Raw genomic sequence first — 18,600 nt, forward strand, 5'->3', positions numbered from 1 at the left:
CCTCAGCGGCCGGTGCGCTCCGGGCCGTCGGCGGGCTCGTCGGCCCGGGTGTCGGCGGCGGTGGACCCCGCCGGGCCGGGCGTCCCGGGCACCCCGAGCTCGTCGACCAGCAGCAGGTCGCGGCGCACGTGCCGGCGCCGGTAGGCCACCCGGCTGACCAGGTGTGCGCTGACCGGTGCGGTGAGCAGCTGGAAGACCCCGACCAGCACCAGCATCCAGACGACCGGCTGGCCGGTGAGCCGGATGACCGCGCCGGTCATCACCAGCAGCACCCCGAGCACCTGCGGCTTGGTGGCCGCGTGCATCCGGTTGAGCACGTCGGGGAAGCGGACCAGACCGAGCCCGGCGGTCAGGCACAGGAAGCTGCCGGCGACCAGGCAGACCGAGGCGACGACGTCGGCGGCGCTCATCGGCGCTCCTCCGGTGTGGTGTCGGCCTTGACCAGCATCCCGCCGATGTAGCGGGCCACCGACACCGAGCCGACGAAGGCCAGCAGCGCCACGACCAGCAGCACCGGTTCCAGCGAGATGTCCCGGTAGACCGCGCAGTAGACGGCGATGCCGCAGGCGATGGTGACCAGCAGGGCGTCGGTGGACACGACCCGGTCCAGCAGCGACGGGCCCAGGGCCAGCCGGGTGAGGATCAGCACCGCGGCCGCGCCCAGCAGTGCGAAGCAGACGATCGCGACGACGGTCATCGCCGGCCCACCCCCTCGGTCTCGGGCGTCTCGGTGCTGGGGTCGTCCAGGCGCGCGATGTCCTCGGCCGACCCGAACGCCCGCACCACGCGGTCCTCCATGGCCAGCACGTTCGCCCGCTGCCGCTCCACGTGCGCGGCGTCGCGGACCTGCACCAGGTGGAGGGCCATCACCCGGCGCTCGCGGTCCAGGTCGAGCACCAGCGACCCGGGCACCAGCGACAGCGCCTCGGCGATGACGGTGAGCAGCAGGTCGGAGTCGGTACGCAGCTGCACGGTGATGATCGCCGAGCGGTGCCGCCCGGGCCGGAACGCCAGCCAGGACACCTCGGCGCTGGACACCAGCAGGTCGACGACGAACGTGCCCAGGAACCGGAGCGCGGGCAGCGGCCGGAACCGCCCGCTGGTGGGCACCGACGGCAGCGGCAGCAGCGTGGTGACGACGACGGCCAGCACGACCCCGCTGATCAGGTTGGCCCAGGAGAAGGTGCCCCAGAGCAGGTTCCACACCACCACGAGCCAGACGAGCAGGAGCGCCTGCTGCCGCAGCCGGGCCCTCACCGGATCACCTGCAGGCCGAACACCGACTCCAGGTAGGGCGTGCGGTCGACCAGGTCGACCGCGGCCCGGTCGGCGACGCCGTAGAGCACCCCGCCGAAGACGGTCAGCGCCAGGGTGACGACGACGAAGCCCGCGGTGGCCGCGACCATCAGCCGGGGCAGCCGGTTCTCCTGCAGCTGCGCGGTGGTGGCCGAGGTGCCGGCGGCCGGGCGGATGGCCTCGAGGTCCTCCTCGGCGGTGTCGACCGCGCGCGGCCGCCAGAAGGCCCGGCCCCACACCCGGGCCACCGCGACCAGGGTGAGCAGGCTGGTGAGCACCGCCCCGCCGACCAGCACGTAGGGCCCGGCACCGCCCAGGGCCACGCCGGCCTCGATGAGCCCGAGCTTGCCGATGAACCCCGACAGCGGCGGGATGCCGGCCAGGTTCATCGCGGGCACGAAGAACAGGATCGCCAGCAGCGGCGAGGCCTTGGCCAGCCCGCCGAGCTTCTCGGTGTTGGTCGTGCCGCCGCGGCGCTCGACCAGGCCGGTGGCCAGGAACAGCGTGGTCTGGATGGCGATGTGGTGCACCACGTAGAACACCGCGCCGGCCAGCCCCGCCGTCGTCCCCAGGGCGATGCCGAACACCATGTAGCCGATGTGGCTGACCAGGGTGAACGACAGCATCCGCTTGATGTCGGTCTGCGCGACCGCGCCCAGGATGCCGATGACCATCGTGGCCAGCGCGGCCCACAGCAGGACGTCGTCCAGCGCCCCGTCGGGGAACAGCAGCGTGTTGGTGCGGATGATCGCGTAGACGCCGACCTTGGTCAGCAGCCCGGCGAACACCGCGGTGACCGGCGCGGGGGCGGTCGGGTAGCTGTCGGGCAGCCAGGCCGACAGCGGGAAGACCGCGGCCTTGATGCCGAAGGCCACCAGCAGCATCGACTGCAGCAGCAGCTGGGTGCCCGCGGGCAGCTCCCCGAGCCGGACGGCGAGCTGGGCCATGTTCACCGTGCCGGTGGCGGCGTAGACCAGCGCGATGGCGGCCAGGAAGACCAGCGAGCTCATCAGGCTGACCACCACGTAGGTGATGCCCGCCCGGATGCGGCCCGCGGTGCCGCCGAGGGTGAGCAGCACGTAGCTGGCCGCCAGCAGCACCTCGAAGCCGACGTAGAGGTTGAACAGGTCACCGGCCAGGAAGGCGTTGCTCACGCCGGCGACGAGCACCAGGTAGGTCGGGTGGAAGATCGACAGCGGGGTGTCGGTCTCCTCGCCGTCGGCCATGCCCTGCCCGACGGCGAACACCAGCACGCCGAGGGTGACGGTGTTGGCGACCACGAGCATCAGCGCTGACAGCCGGTCGACCACCAGCACGATGCCCAGCGGCACCGGCCAGCCGCCGACGGAGACCGAGGTGGCGCCCTGGTCGTCGGCGAGCACCAGCAGCGCGACCGAGACGGCCAGCACGCCCGAGAGCACGACGATCGAGAGCACCCGCTGCGTGCGCGGGTGCCGGCCGACCAGCAGCGCACCGGCGGCGCCGAGCAGCGGCAGCAGCACCGGCAGCGGGGTGAGCACCCGGATGAGGTCCTCCATCAGTGCTCCTCCCGCCGGTCGACGGGGCGGCCGCCCGGGGGCGTGCGGCCGGGGTCACCGGCCGCGCGGGCCTCCGCGGACTCGTTCTCCGCCGCCTCCGCGCGCGCCAGCTCGAGGTCGACGTCGTCCGAGGGCGGGACGACCTCACCGGCCAGGGGTTCGCGCTCGACGGTGAACCCGTCGCCGGGCCCGCGGTCGGCCAGCGGCATGTCCTCGGGGTCGCGCTCGTCGGCGTCGACCTCCTCGCGGGTGGCCACCCGCAGGTCCTCGGCGTCGTCCTGCACGACCTCGTCGCGGACCAGCCGCCAGGAGCGGTAGATCATCGCCAGCACGAAGGCGGAGATGCCGAAGGTGATCACGATGGCGGTGAGCACCAGGGCCTGCGGCAGCGGGTCATTGATGTCGCCGACGTCGTCGACCGGGAGGATCGGGGCCAGCCCGGCCACCCCGCCGGCGGACAGGATCAGCACGTTGGTGGCGTTGCCCAGCAGCAGGAAGCCCAGCAGCACCCGGGTCAGGCTGCGGTCCAGCAGCAGGTAGACGCCGGCGGCGTAGAGGCCGCCGACGATGACCGGCAGGACGACGGTGGGGATCACCGGTCACCTCCCGCGGTGGTGGCCAGCGCCTGGCCCTCGGCCGGGTCGGGGTCCTCGTCGTGCTCGTCGTCGGCGTCGATCTGCGCGCCGAGGCTGCGCAGCACGTCGAGCACCAGGCCGACGACGATGAGGTAGACGCCCATGTCGAAGAACAGGGAGGTCACCAGCTTGACGTCACCCAGGACCGGCACGGTGCGCTCGAGGATGGTGGTCTGCAGCGCATCGACGCCCAGCAGCAGGCCGGCGATGCCGGTGGTGCCGGCCAGCAGCAGGCCCGACCCGAGCAGCTTGCCGGGGTCGACCGGCGCGGCCTCGCCGAGCTCGTAGCGCCCGCCGGCCAGGTAGCGCAGCACGAGGGCGAGCCCGGCCACCAGGCCGCCGGCGAACCCGCCGCCGGGCACGTTGTGGCCGCTGAACAGCAGGTAGACGCTCAGCACGACGATGGTGTGGAACAGCACCCGGGTGACCACCTCGAGGATCACCGAGCGGCGCTGCGGGGAGAGGGTGGCGCTGGCGGCCAGCCAGCGGTCCCGCGGCGCACGCCGACCGCGGGCCGACCGGGTGTCGCCGGTGGCCCGGGCCACCGCACCGGTGCGCTGCCGGATGAACACCAGGCTGGCCACACCGGTGGCCACCACCACCAGCAGCGAGATCTCCAGCAGGGTGTCCCAGGCCCGGATGTCGACCAGGGTGACGTTGACGATGTTCTCGCCGCCGCCGAAGGAGTAGGCCTGCTCGGGGAAGTCGACCGACACCGGCGTCGCCGTGCGGGCGCCGAGCGCGACCACGCCGACCCCGGCCATCAGGGCGCCGACGGCGAGGGCGATGACCCCGCGGGCGGTGCGCTCCTTGGCGCGGTGCCGCTCGGAGATGTCCTTGGGCAGCTTGCGCAGCACCAGCACGAAGGTGACCAGGGTGAGCGTCTCGACGAGGAACTGGGTGAGCGCCAGGTCGGGGGCGCCCTGCAGGGCGAACAGCACGCCGACGCCGTAGCCGGTGACGCCGACGACCAGCACCGCGGACAGCCGCTGCCGGATGCGGACCGCCAGCGCGGCCGACCCCAGGACGACCACGCCCACCAGTGCCTGCACGGGGGTGTCCCACGGCCGGACGGCGTCCGGCCACGGCGCATGCAGCACCAGCACCGAGCCCGGCAGCAGGACCAGCACGGTCAGGATGACGCCGAGGTAGGTGGGCAGCGAGCCCCGCTGCGTGCTGCGGGTGCTGGTCTGGGCGACCCGGTCCAGCCCGCGCATGGTGTGCCAGTAGCCCTCGTCGGCGGAGGCGTCGACGGCGATCCGGCGCTGCAGGCGGGCGACGGCGTCCCTGCCGGTGAACAGCGCGAGGCCGCCGAGGACGGTGACCAGCGAGAGCAGCAGGGCCGGCTGCAGGCCGTGCCAGAGCTTGAGCTCCTCGGCCTCCTCGGCGACCAGCGGGAGGGTGTCGGCGTAGGGCGCGACCAGCGGCTCGAGCAGGGAGGAGAACGGGCCGGCGAGCAGACCCAGGGCGGCGAGCAGCACCGGCGCGGCGAGGAACGCCGGGCCGGGCCGGTGCAGGTGGGCCGGCTTCGGCTCGCCGGCGGCGCAGCGGCGGACCGCTCCCCCGCTGCCGAAGGCGCCCCAGAGGAAACGCGCGGTGTAGGCGACGGTGAGCACCGACCCGAGGACCAGGCCCAGCAGCGTGAGCAGCGCCCAGGTGCGCGACTCCAGGCCGCCGTCCAGGAAGGCGGTGAACGCCGCCTCCTTGCCCACGAAGCCCAGCAGCGGCGGCAGCCCGGCCATCGAGGCGGCGGCCAGCCCGGCGGTGACGGCCAGCACGGGCAGCCGCCGGCCCAGCCCGGAGATCTCGCGCAGGTCGCGGGTGCCGCAGGCGTGGTCGACGACGCCGACGCAGAGGAACAGGGTGGACTTGAACAACCCGTGCGCCAGCAGCATGGCCACGCCGGCGGCCGCGGCCTCCCGGCTGCCGGTGCCGAGCAGGACCATGAGGAAGCCCAGCTGGCTGACGGTGCCGAAGGCGAGCAGCAGCTTGAGGTCGTACTGGCGCAGCGCGCGGTAGCCGCCCAGCAGCATGGTCGCCAGGCCCAGGCCGATGAGCACCGGCCGCCAGCCCGGGGTGTCGGCGAAGCCGGGGGCCAGCCGGGCGACCAGGTAGATGCCGGCCTTCACCATCGCCGCGGCGTGCAGGTAGGCGCTGGTCGGGGTGGGTGCCTCCATGGCGGCGGGCAACCAGAAGTGGAAGGGCACCATCGCCGACTTGGTGACCGCGCCGGCGAGCACCAGCAGGATGCCGACGGTGACCTGCGGGCCGCTGCCGGGGTTCGCCACGACCTCGCTGAGCAGGTAGCTGCCGCTGGCCTGGCCGACCATGACCAGGCCGACGAGCATCGCCAGCCCGCCCGCGGTGGTGACGACGAGGGCCTGCTGGGCGGCGCGGCGGCCGGCGACCTTGGCGCCGCTGCCGCCGATCAGCAGGAAGGAGAAGACGGTGGTGAGCTCCCAGAACACGTAGAGCAGGAGCATGTCGTCGGCGACGACCAGGCCGAGCATCGAGCCGGCGAAGGCCATGAGGACGCCGGCGAACCGGCCCAGGCCCTCGTCCCCGGGCTCGAAGTACCGGGCGCAGTAGACGAACACCAGGGCGCCGACCCCGGTGACCAGCGCGGCGACCGACAGCGCCAGGACGTCCAGGCGCAGGGTGACGTCCAGGTCGAGCGCGGGGATCCACGTCGTCCGCTCGTCCACGGTGCCGCCGTCGAGCACCGTGGACAGCTGCGCCAGCAGCCAGCCGAACCCGGCCGCGGGGACCAGCGCCAGGGCGTAGTACGCCGAGCGGCCCCACCAGCGCACCAGGACGGGCGCCAGCACGGCGGCCACCAGGTGTGCGAGGAGGAGCAGGCCCACGGGTCTCCATAGGGGTCGGGGACGCCGATCGGCGCGCGCGTTCGTTTCGTTCGATTTACAGTCTGCCGGTGGATTCCCGGGGGCGCGAGTCGACGGTGCACCCGCCGGCCTCGCTGCCGGTGCTGCCGCCGGGTCCGTGGCAGCTGTGCGGGTCCGACGGGAGGGCGGTGGCCCTGCCCCCCGAGGTGGCCGAGGTGCTGGTCACGGCGCTGGAGGCCTTCGCCCACGGCGCCGCGGTGACGCTCGTGCCGCACGAGCGCACGCTGACCACCCAGGAGGCGGCCGACCTGCTCGGGGTGAGCAGGCCCACCGTCGTCCGGCTGCTGGAGCACGGCGCGATCCCCTACGACCAGCCGGGCAGGCACCGCCGGATCAGGCTGGCCGACGTGCTGGAGCACCAGCGCCGCTGCCACCACGAGGAACCCGCAGCCGACTGACGCGGGCAGGGGGAGGGTCAGCCCTCGGCGAGCTCGGCGGCCTCCAGCCAGGCGGTCTCGACCTCGTCCTTCTCGGCCTGCACGGCCAGCAGCCGGGCGTTGAGGTCGGCGACCTTCGTGTGGTCGGTGGCGGCGGCCAGCAGCTGCTCGTGCAGCTTCTTCTCGTCGCCGTCCAGCTTCAGCATCCGGCGCTCGAGCTTCTGCACCTCCTTGCGCGCGGCCCGCGCGTCGGCGGCGCTGACCTGCGGGGCCGACGGGGCGCCGCCGGACGGCGACCCGGCCGCCGTGGACAGCTGGGCCTGGCCCGCGGCGCGGCGGCGCAGGTACTCCTCGACCCCGCCCGGGAGCTGGGCCAGCGAGCCGTCGCCGAGCAGCGCCACCACGGTGTCGCAGACCCGGTCGACGAAGTACCGGTCGTGGCTGACCACCAGCACGGTGCCGGGGAACCCGTCGAGCAGGTCCTCCAGCGCCGTGAGGGTGTCGATGTCCAGGTCGTTGGTCGGCTCGTCGAGCACCAGCACGTTGGGCTCGGCCATGAGCAGCCGCAGCAGCTGCAGCCGGCGCCGCTCGCCGCCGGAGAGGTCGCCGACCGGCGTCCACTGCCGGTTGGCGGCGAACCCGAACCGCTCGGCCAGCGTCGAGGCGGAGACCTCCTGGTTGCCCAGCCGGGCGATCCGGGAGACCTCCTGCACGGCCTCGAGCACCCGCGCGCGCGGCGGCAGCTCGGTGACGTGCTGGGAGAGGTAGGCCACCGAGACCGTCTGGCCGACCTTGACCGTGCCGGCGTCGGGCTCGTTCTCCCCCACCAGCAGCTTGAGCAGCGAGGTCTTGCCGGCGCCGTTGACGCCGACCACGCCGATCCGGTCGCCCGGGCCGACGTTCCAGTCCAGGTGGCTGAACAGGGTGCGCGGGCCGTCGTCGGTGGGGACGGCGTAGGACACGTCCTCGAGCTCGTAGACGGTCTTGCCCAGCCGGCGGGCGGCGAAGTTGGCCAGCTGCATCGAGTCCCGGGCCGGCGGCTCGTCGGCGATCAGCGCCTGCGCGGCCTCGATCCGGAACTTCGGCTTGCTGGTGCGGGCCGGCGGGCCCCGTCGCAGCCAGGCCAGCTCCTTGCGGACCAGGTTCAACCGGCGCTCCTCGGTCACGTTGGCGATCCGGGCGCGCTCGGCGCGGGCCAGCGTGTAGGCGGCGTACCCGCCGTCGTAGGCGTGCACCGAGCCGTCGGCGACCTCCCACGTGGTGGTGCAGACCTCGTCGAGGAACCAGCGGTCGTGGGTGACCACCAGCAGGCCGCCGGCGCGCGCCTTGACGTAGTCGGCCAGCCAGGCCACGCCCTCGACGTCGAGGTGGTTGGTGGGCTCGTCGAGCACCAGCAGGTCCAGCGGGCGCACCAGCTGCGCGGCCAGCGCCACCCGGCGCCGCTCGCCGCCGGACATCGGCGCGACGGGGGCGTCCAGACCGAGCCGGTCCAGCTCCAGGCCGGTGAGCACCGACCGGACGGCGGCGTCGGCGGCCCACTCGTGCTCGGCGCCGAACCCGGACAGGACGACGTCGTGCACCGTGGCCCCCGGCGGCAGCGTGCCGCTCTGGTCCAGCACGCCCAGCGCGGTGCCGCCGCGCATGGTGACCCGGCCCTCGTCGGGGGGCTCCGCGCCGGTGATGACCGACAGCAGGGTGGACTTGCCCCCGCCGTTGCGGCCGACGACGCCGATCCGCTCCCCCGCGGCGATGCCCAGGGAGACGTCGTCGAGCAGGACCGTGGTGCCGTGGGCCTTGGAGACGCGTTCCAGGGAGACCAGGTTGAGCGGAGATGTCATGAGGTCCCCGAGTGTTCCAGGCCGGGTCGGCCGCACGTCGGCGGAGGGCTGTCCGGCCCGTGACCAGCTGATCGGTACCGACCGGGTCGTGCACTGCCGATAGGCGCGCCGTGACCTCCCGCCTGCTCGCCCGCCGCCCCCTCCAGCTGGGCGGCCTGCTCCTCGCCGCCACGACCCTCGGCATGGCCACCGCACCCGCCGCCCTGGCCGAGGAGACCCCGGCGCCGCAGACCGACCCGTCGGCCACGACCTCGGCCCCGGAGGTGCTGCCCCCGGCGGCCACGACCACCGCGACCGGCACCGACGGCCCCGCGAGCACCACCGACGGCACGGCGGCCACCACCACGGCGCCGTCGTCGGCCACCTCCACGTCCGCGGCACCGTCGACGGCGGCCGCCGCCACGGAGACCGGGCCCGACGTGGTGGCCGGCACGACCACCCCGACCGGCGCGCACTTCGGCACCGGCAAGCTGAACCTCTACCTGGACACCTCCGAGGACGAGCTGCCCGACGGGGTCGACCTCGACGTCACCGGTGCGCAGCTGGAGCTGCGCTTCAGCCAGGTGGACGGAGCCCCCTCGACCGCCCACGGCATCTGCGACGTGGACGCCGGCCTCGTCAACTTCCCCTTCGGGAGTTCGTGCGAGTTCCAGCCGGGCAGCACGGTCCCGACCGAGAACTACTACGGGCTCGCACAGGTCCCGTCGCTGCCCGCGGACTCCGTCTTCACGCTCACGCTCGTGACCCCGCCCTCCTCGGGCCAGCTGCTGGACGCACCCATGTCCATCCAGGGCTACACCGACAGCAGTCCCGCCCCCGTCGGCGACTCCAGCGACCTGGGTCTGCCGGTCCTGCACGGCTACCGCACCCTCGGCGTGTCCGTGGTGGACGGTGCCCCGGCCGGCACCCAGGTGCAGCTGTGCCCGGAGGTGGCCGGCGCCTGCGCGACCGGGTCGACCCCGGTCGTCGCGACCACGGACGCCGCCGGGCGGGCCACGTTCGACGGCCGCTACCTGCCCGGTGACTACCTGGTGACCCGCGGCGGCACCAGCACCGCGTTCGCCGTGCCCGCCGCCACCAGCACCACCGAGCGGGACGCCGTGCTGCGCGCCACCGTCGGCGTCCCCGTCGCGCCGCCCACCACCGCCCCCCGCACCACCGGGACCGCCACCGCCGCGGCCCCCACGGTGGCCGCCGGCCGTCAGCAGACGATCACCGCCGGCGGGTTCACGCCCGGCGAGACCGCGCGGGGCACGCTGTACTCGACCCCCGTCGACCTCGGCACCGCGGTGGCCGACGCCCAGGGCATGGCCACGTTCACCTTCACCCTGCCCGCCGGGTTTGAGCCCGGCACCCACACCGTCACCGCGGTGGGGCTGACCAGCGGCGCGACCAGCAGCGTGACCTTCACCGTGACGTCCGGGAGCACGCCCGCGCTGGCGCAGACCGGTGTCGAGGTCGCCCCGCTGCTCGGCCTGGGCGCCCTGGCCCTGGGCGGCGGCGCGGCGCTCACCGTCGCCGGCACCCGGCGGCGGCGCACCGCGTGAGCTCCCCGGTCGGGACGGCGGTCTGGTACGCCCGGCACGCCGTCCCGGCGGGCGGGGTCGTGCTGGTGTCCGTCGCCGGCCCCGGCTTCCCCGACGGCACCGTCGTCGACCTGCCCGGCCCGCCGGCCCACCCGGCGGGCTGGCTGGCGCAGGCGCACGTGCGCGACGCCGGCCACGTACCGGTGACGGTGCAGGTCTCGCCCGAGCTCGCCGCGGGCTCCCCGCACCTGTGGTTCGTGCTCGGTCCCGCCGGGGACGGGGACGCCGTCGACCTGGTCGCGTTCTCCACCGCCGCGCTGGCCGACGGCCGGGTGGTGGGCGCCGGGACCCTGGCCACCGCGGGCGTGACCTGGGCCGACCAGGTCGCCGCGGTGCGCTGGTCGCCGTCGACCGGCCTGGTGTCGCAGGTGTACGTCTCCCCGCGGGCCCGGCGACGGCGGATCGGCACCCGCGTCGTGGTGACGGCCGACGCCGTCCGGTCCGCGCTCGGGTGGGCACCCCTGGTCAGCGACGGCCGGGTCACCGACCTGGGCGATGCCTGGTTGTCGGCGCAGTCGCCGGCGTGGCGGGCCCGGGTCCCCGCGGGCGGCGAGCGGCCGCCGCCGATGACGCCCGCGGACGAGGCCGTCGGCGTCCCGGCCCGCCAGCTCGTCCCCGACCCGCCCCGGTCCTGACCCGGTGGTCACGACCCGGCCCGGGCCCGCCGATAGGCCGGGCGTGACCTCCCGCGCCCGCCTGTCCCGCCGTCCGCTCCAGGTCGGCGGGCTGCTGCTCGCCACCGTCGCCCTGGGCACGGTGACCGCGCCGGCCGCCTCGGCGATGGTCGACCCGTCCGCCCCGGCCGACCAGACCCCCGAGCAGGCCCCCGCGGTCGCGCCGCAGGTGCTCACCAACGGCCCGGCCTCCTACCTGGGCACCCCCGACCAGCCGGTCGACTTCGGCCTGGGCAAGCTGCAACTCTCGGTCGCCCCCGAGCCCGGCGTCGACGCGCCCGAGGACGAGGACATGTCCGGCGCCGTCGTGGAGGTCGCCTTCCCGGACGACCTCGACGACGAGGGCACGCCCGTCACGATCTCCTGCACCACCGACGCGGCCGGGGAGTGCTCGTTCCCCGAGGGCAGCGACTACGTCGACCCCGACACCGGCCTGCTGCGCGTGTGGGGGAACCAGGCCTTCACCATCACGCAGGTGCAGCCGCCGTCGTCGGGCCTGTTCGCCCTGCCGGCGGGCGACGACGCGGTGGTCCACGGCATCGGCACGTGGCCGCGGTTCGAGCTGCCCGTCCTGGAGGACACCGGCCCGGACCAGGTGCTGGACGTCGCACCGACCGTGACCCCGGCCGCCGACGGGATGGACGCCGAGGGCGCCACCGGGTCGGTCGTGCTCTTCGACCCGCTGGCCCAGGTCGCCGGCGACGTGCCCGTCGACCCGACGGTCGCGCCGAGTGCCCCCGCACCGGACTCGACCGCGCCGGCCGCACCCGTCGTCCCCGTGGAGCCCGCGGCCGCGACCCCGGCCACCGCCGCGCCGACCCTGGCGACCACCGGGTTCGACGCCGTCCCGGCCGCGCTCGTCGGCGGCGGGCTGCTGGTCGCCGGCGCCGGTGCAGTCGTCGTCGGGCGTCGCCGGGCGGTCCGCTGACCTCGCTCTGGTACGCCCGGCACGCCGTCGGCACCGGGCACGTCCTGGTCGGCACGGCGTCCGACGCCTTCCCCGACGGCGCCGTCGTCGACCTCCCCGGCCCCCCGACCCGCTCGGCGGGGTGGCAGGTCGAGGCGCACGTGCCGCAGCCGGGGCGGGCGCCGTCCCGGGTGCTGGTCTCCCCCGACGTCGCGCCGCGGGCCCCGCACCTGTGGTGCGTGCTGCGCGCCGCCGGGCCCGGCGCCCCCGGCGGTGACGTGGACCTGGTCGCCTTCTCCACCGCGCACCTGGACGACGGCGCGGTGGTCGCCGCGGACGCGCTGTCCTGGCTCGACGTCGGCTGGGCCAACCAGGTCGGCGCGGTGCGCTGGACGGCGGCCACCGGGGTGGTCGGCCAGGTGTTCGTCGCCCCGGAGCACCGCCGGCTGCGGGTGGCCGCCAAGCTGCTGATGGTGGCGGCCGGGGTCCGGGTGGCCCTCGGCTGGGCGTCGCTGCGCAGCGACGGCCGGCTCACCGACCTCGGCGACAGCTGGCTCACCGCGGCCCCGGAGTGGTGGCGGCACCGGGTGCCGGGGCGGGCGGCCCACCTGCCCCCGATGGACCGCCCACCCACCGACGACCTCAGGCCAGGCGGGTGACCTCGACGACGACCGAGTGCCCCTCGCTGCGCGGGCCGGAGAAGATGCCCTTCAACGGCGGCACGTCCTTGTAGTCGCGGCCGCGGCCCAGCGTCACGTGCCGGGTGGCAACCTCGACGACGTTGGTCGGGTCGTAGCCGGTCCAGGAGCCGTCCCACCACTCCACCCACGCGTGGCTCTCGCCCTTGACCGGCTCGCCGATCGCCGCGCCCGGGCGGGGATGCAGGTAGCCCGAGACGTAGCGGGCCGGGATGCCCAGCGCCCGCAGCAGGCCGACGGACACGTGCGCCATGTCCTGGCAGACCCCGCGGCCCGAGGTCCAGGCCTGCATCGCCGTGGTCTTCACGTGCGTGGACCCCGACAGGTACTGCATGTGGTCGTGCACGAACCGGCAGACCCGGTACCCGGCCTCGCGCGGGTCGGCGTCGCCGACGGCCTCGCGCACCGCCCGGACGACCGGGGGGTCCATGGCGGTGAGCCGGGTGGGCGCCAGCATCTCGCCGAACCGGTCGAGGACGTCGGGGGTGGCGAGCTCGGCCCAGTCGACGACGGGGGCCTGCTCGGGCTCCGGGCCGGCCTCGACCACCGAGGTGGCCACCAGGGACAGCTCGCGGTGCGGGCCGTGCAGGTCGAACGCGGTGACCGTGGAGCCCCAGTAGTCGCGGTAGGCCTGCATCGTCGCGGCCGGCTCCACCTCGACGCGGGAGCGCAGCGTGGTCTGGCGGGTCGAGTTCTCCGGGGTCATCCGGGCCTCGTTGTAGGAGCTGCGCACCGGGCCGGCGTAGGAGAACTTCGTCCGGTGCACGACCTGCAGCCGCCACCGCTCGACACCGGCCGGGGCCGAGGCGGGCTGCGCGGTCTGCGGCACCGCGGCGCGGGGCAGCGGACCGGTGACCGGCTCGGGCACGCGCTGGGACTGCGACTGGGTCATCGCGCTCACCCCACGGCTTCCGGCACCCAGACCTGGGGCGCCTGCTCGGTGAAGAACCTGCTGGTCACGGCCTCGCTGGCGGCCGAGCAGGTGCGCTGCAGCTCGTCCAGGCGGGTGGGCAGCCGATCGAGGATCTCGTCGGTGCCCATGAACTCCAGCATCGTGCGCGCGCGGCCGACGATGCGGTGCGCCTCCCCGGCCACGCCGATGCGGTGGCCGTCGCGCACGTTGGAGCGCTCCAGCTCGGCCAGGCAGCCCTCGGCCTGCTCCAGCGCGGCGAACACCGAGCGCGGGAACAGCCGGTCCAGCAGCAGGAACTCCGCCGCCCGGCTGGAGTTCACCGCCCCCCGGTAGGTGCGCAGGTAGGGCTCGTAGGCACCGGTCGAGCGCAGCACCAGGGTCCAGGACGGCGCGGCGTCCCCGGCGAGCACGCGGGTGGACAGCATCCGGCTGGTCATGTCGACCCGCTCCAGCGACCGCCCCAGGATGAGGAACAGCCAGCTCTCGTCGCGGCTCATCGTGGCGTCGGCCAGCCCGAACACCATCGCCGACCGCTCGCGGACGAAGCGGAACAGCGAGTGCGGGCCGTACCGGCGGGCCATCGTGCGCTGCTGCGGCAGCGCGTTGTGGGTGACGTTGAGCGACTCCCAGATCTCCGCCGACAGCACCTCGCGGGCGCCACGGGCGTTCTCCCGGGCGGCGCTGAGGGCACCGACGATGGAGCTGGGGGCGATCCGGTCGAAGGCCAGGGTCGCCAGCACCCGCTCGGTGTCGGCCTCGGCCGGGTCGCACGGGATGCCCATGAGCGAGAGCAGGTTGTGGCAGGCCCGCCGCTCGTCGATCCACGGGTCCTCGACCAGGCGCTGGGTGTGCACGTCGAGGATCCGGGCGGTGTCGTCGGCCCGCTCCACGTAGCGGCCGATCCAGAACAGCGACTCGGCGATCCGGCTCAGCATCGGGAACCTCCAACGGCCTGCTCGTCGCCACCAGCCGTCGGCCCCGTCCCGAGGCTCGGTGCGAGCGTGCGAGCACTGAGGAGGACGGGGTCCTTCACCTGCTGCTGCTGTTGCTGCTGGCCCTGGCCGACCGCGTTGTCGTTGGCCGGTCCGGGGTCCTGCGCCGGCGGCTCGGCCGGCAGGTCGGCGGTGGTGAACTCGATCTGGGTGCGGTCCGGCGGGGGCCCGTCGGCCGGCCGCGGACCGGAGATGACCCAGGTGTCCTTGGACCCGCCGCCCTGGCTGGAGTTGACCACCAGCTCGCCCTCCGGGAGGGCCACCCGGGTCAGCCCGCCGGGCAGCACCCACACGTCCTTGCCGTCGTTGACCGCGAAGGGCCGCAGGTCGACGTGCCGGGGGGCGATCCGGCCGTTGATCAGCGTCGGGGACGTCGACAGCCCGATCGGCTTCTGCGCGATCCAGTCGCGGGGGCTCTCGCGCACCTTCACCGCCAGCGCCTCGAGGGTCTGCTCGTCGGCCCGCGGGCCGATCACGATGCCCTTGCCCCCGGACCCGTCGACCGGCTTGAGCACCAGCGAGGACAGGTTCTCCAGCACCCACTCGGTCGCGTCGCGGTGGTCGAGCCGGTAGGTGTCGGCGTTGGCCAGCACCGGCTCCTCGCCGAGGTAGTAGCGGATGAGGTCGGGGACCCAGGTGTAGATGAGCTTGTCGTCGGCGACGCCGTTGCCGACGGCGTTGGCGATGGTCACCCGGCCGGCCCGGGCGGCGTTGAGCACGCCGGCGCAGCCGATGACCGAGTCGGAGCGGAAGTGCACCGGGTCGAGGAACTCGTCGTCGATGCGCCGGTAGATGACGTCGACCCGCTGCTGGCCGTCCGTCGTCCGCATGCTGACCTGGCCGCCCGAGCAGACCAGGTCGCGGCCCTCGACCAGCTCGACGCCCATCTGGCGGGCCAGCAGGGCGTGCTCGAAGTAGGCGGAGTTGTAGACGCCCGGGGTGAGGACGACGACGACCGGGTCGCTGACCGACGGCGGCGCGGCGGCCTTGAGCGCGGCCAGCAGCTTGCTCGGGTAGTCCGCGACCGGCTGGATGCGGTGGTCGCCGAACAGCTCGGGCAGCACCTGGCTCATCGCCGCCCGGTTGGTGATCACGTAGCTGACGCCCGACGGCGAGCGCAGGTTGTCCTCGAGCACCCGGAAGTCACCGGCCTCGTCGCGGACCAGGTCGATGCCCGAGACGTGCACCCGGACGCCGTTGGGCGGCACCAGGCCGTGCGCGGCGCGGTGGAAGTGCGCGCTGGTGGTGATCACGCTGCGCGGCACGACGCGGTCGGCGAAGACCTGGCCGGCGCCGTAGACGTCGGCCAGGAAGGCCTCCAGCGCGTGCACCCGCTGGGCCACCCCGCGCTCGACGTGGGCCCACTCGTCGGCGCCGATGATGCGCGGGACGATGTCCAGCGGGAAGGGCTGCTCCTCCCCCGCGTGGGCGAAGGTGACCCCGGCGTCGCGGTAGGTCTGGCTCAGCACGTCGGCGCGGGCGGCCAGCTCCTCCCCCGACATCGGTTGCAGCGAGCCGAACAGGCCGGCGTACGGCGGCCGCGGCTGGGCCGGTGCGCCGAACATCTCGTCCCACTGCTCCCCGAGGGGGTAGCCGTCGAAGAGGTCCGCCATGGCGCAGAACCTAACCAGGGGCGGTGAACGGCGCGTTTCGACGCGCACGGGGCCGCATCAGGCGGACGCGCGGCGGACCAGCCGGGTGGGGCAGGTGCGGGTCTCGGCGGGCGCGGCGACACCCTCGATCTGGCGGCGCAGCAGCTCCACCAGCTCCCCGGTCATCAGGTCCAGCGGCTGGGCGACGGTGGTCAGCGGGGGGTCGCAGGTGGTGGCCACCGCCGCGTCGTCGAAGCCGACCACGGCGACGTCCTCGGGCACCCGGCGCCCGGCGGCCCGCAGCGCGCGCAGGGCGCCGACGGCCATGGGGTCGGAGGCGACGAAGACGGCGTCCAGGTCGGGCGCCTGCGCCAGCAGCCGGGCCATCGCGGCCTCGCCGCCGGCCTCGGTGAAGTCGCCGTGCGCGACCAGCGACGGGTCCACGGCCCGGCCGGCGTCCTCGGTGGCCCGCTGCCAGCCGAGGTACCGGTCGACCCCGGCGATCATGTCGGTCGGCCCGGTCAGCGTGGCCACCCGGCGGCGCCCCAGGCCGAGCAGGTGCTCGGTGGCCACCCGCGCACCGCCGACGTTGTCGGCGTCGACGTAGGCCACCGACCGGCCGTCGTAGGGCCGCCCGCACAGCACCAGCGGGACGCCGGCCCCGCTGAGCACGTCGGGCAGCAGGTCCTCGCTGTGCAGCGACATGAGGACGACGCCGTCGACGTGGCCCTGCCGGGCGAAGCGGGCGATCTTCTGCTGCTCGCGGGCGTCGCGCGCGGTGAGCAGCACCAGGGTGAGCTCGGTGTCGGCCAGCGCGGCCGAGACCCCGTGCACGATGCTGGCGAAGAACGGGTCGCTGAACACCTGCGTGTTGGGCTCGCTGAGCACCAGCGCGACCGTGTCGGTGCGCCGGGTGACGAGGCTGCGGGCCATCCGGTTGGGCACGTAGTGCAGCTGCGCGATGGCCGCCTGCACCGCCTCCCGGGCCTCGGGGCTGACCTTCGGGGACTCGTTGACCACCCGCGAGACGGTCGCCCGCGACACCCCGGCGAGCACCGCCACCTCGTCCAGCGTGGGCGTGGCCGACCGCGCGCCGCTGGTCAGCTCGGTGGTCACGGGGGCCATCGTGCGGCATCCGGGCCCCGGACGGAAGAGGTCCGTGGAAGCGCTCCCACGAATTTCCCCGAAGTCCTTGACAGGCTGCTGTGACCGCCGCCACGCTTCCGTCCGAAACCCGTGAGAGCGTTCTCACGGGCCCCGTCGGCGGGCAGCGGTGCACGACCCGACGGCTACCTGGGAGGTCCGATGACGGTACGACGACGGGCGCGCGCAGCCGCCGGAGCAACGCTCGCCCTGGCCCTGCTCACCACCGGCTGCGGAGGGTCGGACGGGGGCGACGACGGTGACCAGATCACCCTCACCCTCGGCCTGTACGGCACCTTCGGCTACGAGGAGGCCGGCCTCTACGACGAGTACATGCGGCTGCACCCGGAGATCACGATCGAGCAGTCGGTCGTCGCCCAGTCCGGCCCCTACTACCAGGCCCTGCAGACCCGGCTGGCCGCCGGCTCGGGCATGGCCGACATCCAGGGCATCGAGATCGGCTTCGTCTCCGACGTCGCGGCCAACCACGCCGACGCCTTCGTCGACTTCGCCGCCGAGGAGAACGCCGACGAGCTGGAGAGCCAGTACTACGACTGGAAGTGGGACCAGGCCAGCACCGACGACGGCCGGGTGATCGGCCTCGGCACGGACGCCGGCCCGCAGGCCATGTGCTACCGGCAGGACCTCTTCGAGCAGGCCGGGCTGCCCACCGACCCGGCCGCGGTCAGCGCGCTGTGGCCGACGTGGGAGGACTACCTGGCCACCGGGCAGCAGTACCTGGCCTCGCCCACCCGGCAGGAGGGCAGCGCCTTCGTCGACAGCCCGAACTCGGTCTTCGCCCCCGCCGTCCGGCAGGGCGACACGACCTACGCCGACGAGGACGGCAACCCCGTCGTCGAGGACAGCGACGGCGTGCAGTCCGCCTGGGCGCTGGCCAGCCAGGCCGCCGGCGACGGGCTGACCGCCCGGCTGGCCCAGTTCAGCGACGAGTGGAACGCCGCCTTCTCCAACGGCGCGTTCGCCACCATCGCCTGCCCGTCCTGGATGCTCAGCTACATCACCTCCCAGCTGGGCGACGAGGGCGCCGGGCTGTGGAACATCGCCACGCTGCCCGGGCAGTCGGAGTCGGGCAGCACCTGGGGCGGCTCGTGGCTCGGCGTGCCCAGCAGCGGTGAGCACGTCGCGGAGGCGACCGCGCTGGCCGAGTGGCTGACCGCCCCGGAGCAGCAGGTCCGGATGTTCACCGAGCAGGGCTTCTTCCCCTCCAGCTCGGTGGCCGCCGAGAGCCCGGAGGTGGCCGGCGCGACCAGCGACTACTTCAGCGGCGCGCCCATCGGCCAGGTCTTCGGCGACGCGGCGGCCGCCGTCCGGCGCACCCCGATCAGCCCGTACGACACCCAGATCCAGGACGCGTTCTCCGCGGCCCTGACCACGGTGGCCGACGGCAGCCGGGACCCCGACCAGGCCTACGCCGACGCGCTGGCCGCGATCGAGCAGATCACCGGCTGACCGGCACGGCGCCCCGGGTCCCCCGCCCGGGGCGCCGT

17 protein-coding genes are annotated in these 18,600 nt (G+C 74.6%); 6 read left to right on the top strand and 11 right to left on the bottom strand.

Annotation, left to right across the window (positions count from 1 at the left end; genetic code table 11):
• Positions 1–2 precede the first annotated feature (2 nt).
• From mnhG to BLT39_RS02655, 6 genes are read right to left on the bottom strand one after another with little or no spacing between them, the layout of a single operon-like run.
• Entirely contained in the window at positions 3–410 is a 408-nt protein-coding gene (mnhG, locus tag BLT39_RS02630) for a monovalent cation/H(+) antiporter subunit G (RefSeq protein WP_091058124.1), read from the bottom strand.
• Entirely contained in the window at positions 407–697 is a 291-nt protein-coding gene (locus tag BLT39_RS02635; protein WP_091058126.1) for an MrpF/PhaF family protein, read from the bottom strand. The genes mnhG and BLT39_RS02635 overlap by 4 nt, the downstream gene beginning before the upstream one ends.
• Complete coding sequence (locus tag BLT39_RS02640) at positions 694–1,257, bottom strand: Na+/H+ antiporter subunit E (RefSeq protein ID WP_091058130.1); 564 nt, start codon at positions 1,255–1,257, stop codon at positions 694–696. The genes BLT39_RS02635 and BLT39_RS02640 overlap by 4 nt, the downstream gene beginning before the upstream one ends.
• Entirely contained in the window at positions 1,254–2,834 is a 1,581-nt protein-coding gene (locus BLT39_RS02645; RefSeq protein WP_091058134.1) for a Na+/H+ antiporter subunit D, read from the bottom strand. The genes BLT39_RS02640 and BLT39_RS02645 overlap by 4 nt, the downstream gene beginning before the upstream one ends.
• A complete protein-coding gene (locus tag BLT39_RS02650) occupies positions 2,834–3,430 on the bottom strand; it encodes a Na(+)/H(+) antiporter subunit C (RefSeq protein ID WP_091058138.1) in 597 nt (198 codons plus the stop codon). Before BLT39_RS02650 ends, BLT39_RS02645 begins: the two co-directional genes overlap by 1 nt.
• Positions 3,427–6,333, bottom strand: coding sequence for a Na+/H+ antiporter subunit A (locus tag BLT39_RS02655; protein ID WP_091058141.1), 2,907 nt, complete (start codon positions 6,331–6,333; stop codon positions 3,427–3,429). Before BLT39_RS02655 ends, BLT39_RS02650 begins: the two co-directional genes overlap by 4 nt.
• A gap of 68 nt (positions 6,334–6,401) precedes the next feature.
• On the opposite strand from BLT39_RS02655, the gene BLT39_RS02660 reads away from it, so the two are divergent.
• Positions 6,402–6,770, top strand: a complete 369-nt coding sequence (locus BLT39_RS02660; RefSeq protein ID WP_207507530.1) for a helix-turn-helix domain-containing protein — start codon at positions 6,402–6,404, stop codon at positions 6,768–6,770.
• Positions 6,771–6,787: 17 nt separating this feature from the next.
• Here the strand turns inward: BLT39_RS02660 and BLT39_RS02665 are convergent, their stop codons facing one another.
• The gene (locus tag BLT39_RS02665; RefSeq protein ID WP_091058145.1) at positions 6,788–8,587 is read right to left on the bottom strand and encodes an ABC-F family ATP-binding cassette domain-containing protein; all 1,800 of its coding nucleotides are present in this window, start codon (positions 8,585–8,587) and stop codon (positions 6,788–6,790) included.
• 110 nt (positions 8,588–8,697) lie between these two features.
• Here BLT39_RS02665 and BLT39_RS02670 point away from each other — a divergent pair, with 110 nt between their 5' ends.
• The 4 genes from BLT39_RS02670 to BLT39_RS02685 all read left to right on the top strand — a co-directional run bounded on the left by BLT39_RS02670 (position 8,698) and on the right by BLT39_RS02685 (position 12,413).
• Positions 8,698–10,134, top strand: a complete 1,437-nt coding sequence (locus BLT39_RS02670; RefSeq protein ID WP_091058148.1) for a hypothetical protein — start codon at positions 8,698–8,700, stop codon at positions 10,132–10,134.
• Positions 10,131–10,808 (top strand): hypothetical protein, encoded by a 678-nt coding sequence (locus BLT39_RS02675; protein ID WP_091058151.1) that lies wholly within the window; start codon positions 10,131–10,133, stop codon positions 10,806–10,808. The genes BLT39_RS02670 and BLT39_RS02675 overlap by 4 nt, the downstream gene beginning before the upstream one ends.
• A gap of 43 nt (positions 10,809–10,851) precedes the next feature.
• Positions 10,852–11,775, top strand: a complete 924-nt coding sequence (locus BLT39_RS02680) for a hypothetical protein (protein ID WP_091058154.1) — start codon at positions 10,852–10,854, stop codon at positions 11,773–11,775.
• A gap of 140 nt (positions 11,776–11,915) precedes the next feature.
• Complete coding sequence (locus tag BLT39_RS02685) at positions 11,916–12,413, top strand: GNAT family protein (RefSeq protein WP_091058159.1); 498 nt, start codon at positions 11,916–11,918, stop codon at positions 12,411–12,413.
• Here the strand turns inward: BLT39_RS02685 and BLT39_RS02690 are convergent.
• The 4 genes from BLT39_RS02690 to BLT39_RS02705 are packed head-to-tail and all read right to left on the bottom strand — an operon-like array spanning position 12,397 to position 17,065.
• Positions 12,397–13,344 carry a transglutaminase family protein gene (locus BLT39_RS02690; RefSeq protein WP_091059328.1) on the bottom strand — a complete coding sequence of 316 codons (948 nt, stop codon included), beginning with the start codon at positions 13,342–13,344 and terminating at the stop codon, positions 12,397–12,399. The genes BLT39_RS02685 and BLT39_RS02690 overlap by 17 nt on opposite strands.
• 5 nt (positions 13,345–13,349) lie before the next feature.
• Complete coding sequence (locus BLT39_RS02695; RefSeq protein ID WP_091058161.1) at positions 13,350–14,300, bottom strand: alpha-E domain-containing protein; 951 nt, start codon at positions 14,298–14,300, stop codon at positions 13,350–13,352.
• Complete coding sequence (locus BLT39_RS02700) at positions 14,294–15,970, bottom strand: circularly permuted type 2 ATP-grasp protein (protein ID WP_091058164.1); 1,677 nt, start codon at positions 15,968–15,970, stop codon at positions 14,294–14,296. Before BLT39_RS02700 ends, BLT39_RS02695 begins: the two co-directional genes overlap by 7 nt.
• A gap of 57 nt (positions 15,971–16,027) precedes the next feature.
• On the bottom strand, positions 16,028–17,065 hold the full coding sequence (locus BLT39_RS02705) for a LacI family DNA-binding transcriptional regulator (protein WP_242658107.1): 1,038 nt from the start codon (positions 17,063–17,065) through the stop codon (positions 16,028–16,030).
• Positions 17,066–17,254: 189 nt separating this feature from the next.
• Here BLT39_RS02705 and BLT39_RS02710 point away from each other — a divergent pair, with 189 nt between their 5' ends.
• Positions 17,255–18,562, top strand: a complete 1,308-nt coding sequence (locus tag BLT39_RS02710) for an ABC transporter substrate-binding protein (protein ID WP_091058172.1) — start codon at positions 17,255–17,257, stop codon at positions 18,560–18,562.
• Positions 18,563–18,600 lie beyond the last annotated feature (38 nt).

The sequence above is a fragment of the Klenkia brasiliensis genome (genome assembly GCF_900100695.1).
GTDB classification, from domain to species: Bacteria; Actinomycetota; Actinomycetes; order Mycobacteriales; family Geodermatophilaceae; genus Klenkia; species Klenkia brasiliensis.